Below are 6,386 nucleotides of genomic sequence, written 5' to 3'. Positions count from 1 at the left end.
CCACACAAGCCCTGGTCACCACACCGACAGGCCGGTCAGTGTCCGTGAGGTCCTGAAACACCAACTGTCCGACATGTCCTGAACTCAGACAGACGGTTAGAACCGTCCTTACCACTCACGAGACCCGGCACACCCCTGACACCGCTTTGAAACTTCCGCACCCCCACCCCAGGCCACCTTACTCAAAGCTTCAACCGGTGTATCAACGATACGCTTGAACCTCATGAGTCAAGACATCCGAGACTTCGTGACCCCCTCGTGCGACCTGCTCGGCCTGGGCGAACCAACGCACGCGACCCCGGTCTTCGCGGAGATCCGCAACGAGCTGTTCGCCCAGCTGGTCGATCGCGGCTTCCGCTCGATCGCCCTCGAAACCGATCGTGTGGCCGCGCTCGTCGCGAACGACTTCGTCCGGGACGGCACGGGCACCCTCGACATCGCGATGAGCGAAGGCTTCACGCACACCTTCGGCGCCCTGGACGCGAACCGGCGGCTGATCGCGTGGATGCGCGAGTACAACGAGAACCGCCCACCCGGGGAGCGCCTTTCGTTCCACGGCTTCGACACCCAGACCGAGAACACCTCCGCGCCCAGCCCTCGGCGCTATCTCGAATACGCCCGCGACTTCCTGGGTCTCGACGTGGACATCGCCGGCCCGGCCGGTGACGACGAACGTTGGGGCCGCACGGAGGCGGTCCTCGACGCGGCTTCCTCCGTCGGTGCCACGGCCGACGCCTACCGGCTCCGCGCGATCGCGGCCGAGCTGCTCGCCGCGCTCCGATCCCGCAAGCCGGTCACGGAAGCGTGGGCCAGGGCGGAGATCCACCTCATGGCGGGCATCGACCTGCTGCGCTACCACCGGCAATGCGCCGAACCTCTGGAGCCGCAAGAGCGCTACACACCCCTGAGCGCCATCAGGGACGCCATCATGGCGCGAAATCTGCTGGACATCCGGGCCGCCGAAGCCGATCGCGGCCGGACGCTGGTCTTCGCCCACAATCTCCACCTGCGGCGCCAGGCGAACACGATGCGGGTGGCGGGGACGGAGACCCACTGGTTCCCCGCGGGCGCGCTGGTGGCACCGCTGCTCGGCGATCGCTACACGTTCATCGCGACGAGCCTCGGCCGAAGCGACGCCATCGCGCTTCAGGAGCCCGAGGCCGATACCTACGAAGGGTTCCTGCAGAAGCACGTCACCACGGCCTGGGGTCTGCTCCCCGCCTCCGAGATCCCGTCCGCCCGCGTCCGGACCGATCCCGTTCCGCGGCAGGGCTACTTCCCGCTCGACCAAGCGATCCTCGACGACGCGGAGGTGATCCTGCACGTAGTCGCCTAGTCGAACCGGGTGACGCCTCCTGCCCTCGGAAGGCGTCACCCGGCCACGAGCACGCGCCGTCACCCCCAGTCCCACGATTCCGGGACGGCGCGAAGTTCGCTCAACTGAGCATGAGTCAACACACCGTCCCCATAACTTCGCCAAACGCCGCCGCCCGCGATCCCCCGAGGGACTAGCCAGGACCCGCTCCGAATCCGATCTTCGTCAAAGCTTCACGAGCACGATCCCGCTGCCGTCCGTCACTGTCGACAGCGGAAAGGTCCTTGAGCGCGCGCAATTCCCACACCGGGAATCCCAGCTCGCGGAACAGCCCCGCCGCTGTGCGGAGCCCCTCGGCCGCTTCGGTCGCGACACCTTCGTCCGCGCGGAGACGCCCGAAGCTGAGCAAGGCGTATCCGCCGCCCCGGCGGTCACCGAGCTCACGGAACGTGCTCATGGCGAGTCCCAGATGCTCCGCGGCCCGGACGTGCTCACCCGCAAGGCGCAGGGATTCGCCGAAACTCCGATGCGTGTACGCGGCGGCGTGCCGGTGCCCGACGTACTCGAACAGCTCCAGTGACCGCGAAAGGCATCGTTCGCTCTCCCCCGGGTCGCCCGCTCTCGCGTGGAGATCGCCGAGGCTGCGGAGGACATGCGCTTCCCAGTGGCGTTCACGCGAACTCCGGGTGCCGATCAGAGCGCTCGTCAGCAGTTCGCCGGCCTCGTCCACACGGCCGTGCCGTCGCAGGACGTCGGCGTACCGCTTGGCGGATCTGTCGTGCTGCTGCCCGTCCTCGCAATGGAGTGAAAGCAGCAGGCTCGCGTCGAAGCATTCCGTCGCCCGCCGGAAGTCGCCGAGGTCGTCCCAGAGCGAGCCGAACTGGGCCGACGCCATCGCCTGACCGGCGAGATCACCGCAGTCCCGCAACAGGTCCAGCGCCTCCCGCAGCGCCTCGACCGCCGAGCGGGTCCGGCCGGAGTCCGCGTCGACGTCGGCGAGCGCCACGAGCGCGGCACCGGTCCCCCGTTGATCGCCCGAAGAGCGGAATCGACCCTCTGCCAACGCGAAACACGTCCTCGCCCGCGCCAAATCCCCCGAATCGGCGTGGGAGTGGCCGAGCTTCAGCAGTTTCTCCGCCTCCGCCGGGAGATCGACGCGATCGCGCACGATGTCGAACCCGAGAAGCGCCGGCGAACCGCCGTTCCTGGGACCGACGAGGTCGCTGTAGGCCTCGGCCAGCCGCGCGGTCAACTCGGTCCAACCGTGGTTCTTCGCGGTCCGGACGGCGAGCGCGAGGTTCGCGGTTTCCCTTGCGCGCCAGCCGACCGGATCGGCGGCGACGCGATCCGAAACCGCCGCCGGGACATCCGCCCGGCGAGCGGGCGGGTACTCGGCATCGAGCGCGGCGGAAGCGTGTTCGGCCAAAGCCGCCGTGACCGTCAGCGCGCGTTTGAGAGCACCGGGCGCCGGGGGTTCGCGGAGCGCGAGACGGACCAGTCCGGGCAGCCGGTACCGGAGGAAGCCGGACCGATCCTGCTCGGCGTGGAGCAGGTGATCGTCCACCAGTTCGTCGAGCAGTTCGGCCGCCTCGCCGGGCGAACAGCCCAGCAGGGCCGTCGCGAACCAGTCGGCGATGTCGGCGGCACCCGGGAAACCGAGTAATCGCAGGGAATTTCGTTGCCGCGGCGAAAGCTCGGCGAGGGCGTCGGCGAGCACCGGGCGGACGGCGAGGTCACCGGCGGCCAGTTCGTTGAGCCGCAGCCGCTCGTTCTCCAGGCGCGTCGCGAACTCCGCGATGCGCAGTCTCGGCCGTTGCAGCAGCTTCACCCCGGCGGCCCGGACAGCCAGCGCGAGCCCGTCGCAGCAGGCCAGCACCCGGCGGACGGCGTCGGTTTCCGCGGACAGCCGGTCCTCCCCGGCGATCGCGCCGAGCAGCGTCAGCGAATCCGCGGCGGACAGCGGGCCGACCTCGACCGGTTTGGCGCCGACGAGCCCGGCCAGCCGTCGCCGCGTCGTGACGATCGTCGCGCAGCCGGGGCCGTTCGGCAGCAAGGGCCGCACCTCGGCCTCGGACCGGCAGTTCTCCAGGATCACCAGCAGCCGCTTGTCCGCGGTATGGCTCCGCCACAACGAGATCAGCCCGGCCCGGTCGGCGGGGAGTTCCGATTCCGCGAAGCCGAGCGCGCGGAGGAATCCGGCGAGTACGTCACCGGGTTCACGCAGGTCGGCGACGAGCTGACCGTCCGGGAACCGCTTGCGTACTCGCCAAGCGGCCTGGACGGCCAGCGCGCTCTTTCCCGCTCCCGCCGCGCCGTGCAGCACGACGGGCGCGGGACCTCTCAGCGCACGTCCCACCTCCGTCAGTTCCCCGGCCCTGCCGGTGAAATCCGGCGTCGCGGGCGGAAGACGGCACGGCGAGCCGCCCGCCGACCAGCCGGTTCCGGCGATGCGGCGGTGGACCTCGAGCAGGTCCTCCCCCGGTGAGATCCCGGCGTGTTCCCAAAGCGCGTGACGGCATCGGTCGAGGACGGCCAGCGCGGAGTCCCGCCGCCCAAGCCCGTGGAGCGCCTCGGCCAGCCACCCGGCGAGGCGTTCGTCGCCCGGCCGGGCAGCCAGTTCGGGGCCCAGCCGGTCGGCGACCGCCTTGTGGTCACCGGCCGCGAGCTCCAGCTCGACGAGCTTTCCCAGTGCCGAAAACCGCTGGTCCTCCAGCCACAGGACGTGTGCCTCCACGAGCGGGCCGGCCGGGACGTCGGCGAACGCCCGGCCGCGCCACAAGTCCAGCGCCCGTTCGAGCAGTGCCCTGCGCTCGGCGCCGGTCGCCGTCGCGGCGGCCGCGGTCAGCGCGGAGAAGCCGGTGGCGTCCAGTTCCCCTTCCGACACCGCGAGCCGGTAGCCACCCCTGCCGGACCACAGCCGCTGCCGGGCGTCGTCCACCGGCAAGCCGGGCGACAACGCCTTGCGGAGCTTGGAAACCGCCATCTGCACGACCGCGGCGGCGCTCGACGGCGGTCCCTCGGGCCAGAGCTCGTCCACGAGGGTGTCCCGGTGGACGAACTCGTCCGGCCTGGCCAAAAGCACCGCGAGCACCCGGCGGGGCTGCGCCGCCGACGGCAACGGGACCGAGGCCCGGAGCGGGCCGAGCACCTTGAACTCCACGAACCACCTATCACCTGGACGGATGAGCAGAATCTAACCCGGCACCGCCCCAGGGTTACCGCTTCTCACCCGGATGGCCGTCCCCCTTACCCGCCGGTGTGAGCGAGCAGCCGGTCCCGCAACGCGGGCTCATCGTCGAGCGCCTCGTTCACCGAGTGGTCCAGCAGCGGCTTGAGGTCCCCGTACGGCCGCTTCGACCAGTCGAGCGGGCCCTGCGGCGGCTTCGGGTCGTACTCGATGACGAACTGGATCGTCCGCGCGATCTCGGCGCCGACGAGCCTCTCGACCAGGTGCAGCGCGAGGTCGATCCCCGCCGACACCCCGGCGGCGGTGATCACGTTCCCGTCCTCGACCCAGCGCTCGGCGACGGGCTCCGCCCCGAACGCGCGCAGCAGTTCGCGGAACATCCAGTGCGTCGCGGCCCGGCGGCCCTTCAGCAGACCGGCCTGCCCCAGCAGGAGCGACCCCGTGCACACCGACGTCACGAGTTCCGCGTTCGCCCCGGCGTGCCGCAGGTACTCGATCAGCTGCTCGTCGGCGAGTGCCTTCAGCGTCGGTTCGGCGCCGCCGGGCACGAGCAGCGCGTACGGCGACGGGACCTCGTCGAAGGTGTGACTCGCCGCGAGCCTCAGCGGGTTGTCGGTGGTGATCGGCTCCTTCGTCGCGCCGACCACGACCGTCCGGTACTCCTGCGCCGTGCTCGCCATGCCGTCCAGCACGGTCAGCGGCCCGACCATGTCGAGCGGGGTCATCCCCGGGTACACCACGAACGCGATGGTCTTCTTGTCCTCTGTCATGGGGACAACGGTGTCGCAGGTCGGCGGCCGCGGTGAGCCGGATGTCCGGATTCCTGCGAACTACGTCCGACGGCCGGGCGGTACTGCTAGCGTTCGATCATGCCGGGTTCACCCAGACGAGTGTTGATCGTCGGCTACAGCAATGCCGAGATGCTCGACATCGCCGGTCCGGCGGACGTGCTGGACGTCGCGTCCAAACTCGGCGGGAAACCCGGGTACGAGATCATGCTCGCCAGCGTCGACGGCCGCGGCATCCGCTGCGAATCCGGGTTGACCTTGCAGGCACAGCATCGGCTCGACCAGGTGACCGGCGAACTGGACACGCTGATCGTCGCGGGCGGCACCGGGCACGAGACCGCCGCCGCGGACCCGAGGATCGTCTCCCACATCCGCAGGCTCGCGCAGCACAGCCGCCGCGTCGCCTCGGTGTGCACCGGCGCCACCGTGCTCGCCGCGTGCGGGCTGCTCAACGGTCGCCGCGCGACCACCCACTGGCGGTTCGCGAACCGGCTCGCGACGAACTACCCGCAGGTGAACGTGGACCCGGTGCCGCTGTACGTGCGCGACGGCAACGTCTACACGGCGGCAGGCGTCACCAGCGGTATCGACCTCACCCTCGCGTTCGTCGAGGAGGATCACGGCCCCAGTCTCGCCAGGGAGACCGCCCGCATGCTGGTCACCTACCTGCAGCGGCCGGGCAACCAGGCGCAGGTGAGCATGTTCCTGTCCGGTCCGCCGCCGGAGAACCGGCTGGTCCGCGACATCACCGCGTACGTCGCCGAACATCTCGCCGGCGATCTCGGCACCACCGTGCTCGCCGAACGGGCGGGCATCAGCACCCGGCAGCTGACCAGGCTGTTCGACGCGCACCTGAGCACCACGCCCAGCAGGTACGTCCGGGCGGCGAGGACCGAGAACGCGGCGAAACTGTTGTGCGGCACCGAACTCCCGCTGACCTCGATCGCGCGGCGATGCGGTTTCGGCTCGACCGAGACCCTTCGCCAAGCTTTCCTCGACCACTTCGACACACCGCCGTCCGCCTATCGCCGAGTCCATCTGAGGCAGTCCTTCGGCTAGGCCGAATGCGGGCCGCGATCGCGGCTGTGGAGGATGT

4 protein-coding genes are annotated in these 6,386 nt (G+C 70.2%); 2 read left to right on the top strand and 2 right to left on the bottom strand.

The features are described from left to right. Positions 1-223: 223 nt before the first annotated feature. Positions 224-1,336 (top strand): erythromycin esterase family protein, encoded by a 1,113-nt coding sequence (locus tag ACZ5IK_RS23260; RefSeq protein WP_465489556.1) that lies wholly within the window; start codon positions 224-226, stop codon positions 1,334-1,336. A gap of 172 nt (positions 1,337-1,508) precedes the next feature. Here the strand turns inward: ACZ5IK_RS23260 and ACZ5IK_RS23255 are convergent, their stop codons facing one another. Both ACZ5IK_RS23255 and ACZ5IK_RS23250 read right to left on the bottom strand, forming a co-directional pair. Further along, positions 1,509-4,475, bottom strand: coding sequence for an AfsR/SARP family transcriptional regulator (locus ACZ5IK_RS23255; RefSeq protein ID WP_465489555.1), 2,967 nt, complete (start codon positions 4,473-4,475; stop codon positions 1,509-1,511). An 86-nt stretch (positions 4,476-4,561) separates the two neighbouring features. Beyond that, entirely contained in the window at positions 4,562-5,272 is a 711-nt protein-coding gene (locus ACZ5IK_RS23250) for a DJ-1/PfpI family protein (RefSeq protein WP_465489554.1), read from the bottom strand. 99 nt (positions 5,273-5,371) lie between these two features. Here ACZ5IK_RS23250 and ACZ5IK_RS23245 point away from each other — a divergent pair, with 99 nt between their 5' ends. Continuing rightward, positions 5,372-6,349 (top strand): GlxA family transcriptional regulator, encoded by a 978-nt coding sequence (locus tag ACZ5IK_RS23245; protein WP_410600863.1) that lies wholly within the window; start codon positions 5,372-5,374, stop codon positions 6,347-6,349. The last annotated feature ends 37 nt before the right edge of the window (positions 6,350-6,386 follow it).

This window comes from Amycolatopsis sp. NPDC031561, assembly GCF_055580625.1.
This window is presented reverse-complemented; position numbering and strand designations above follow the sequence as displayed.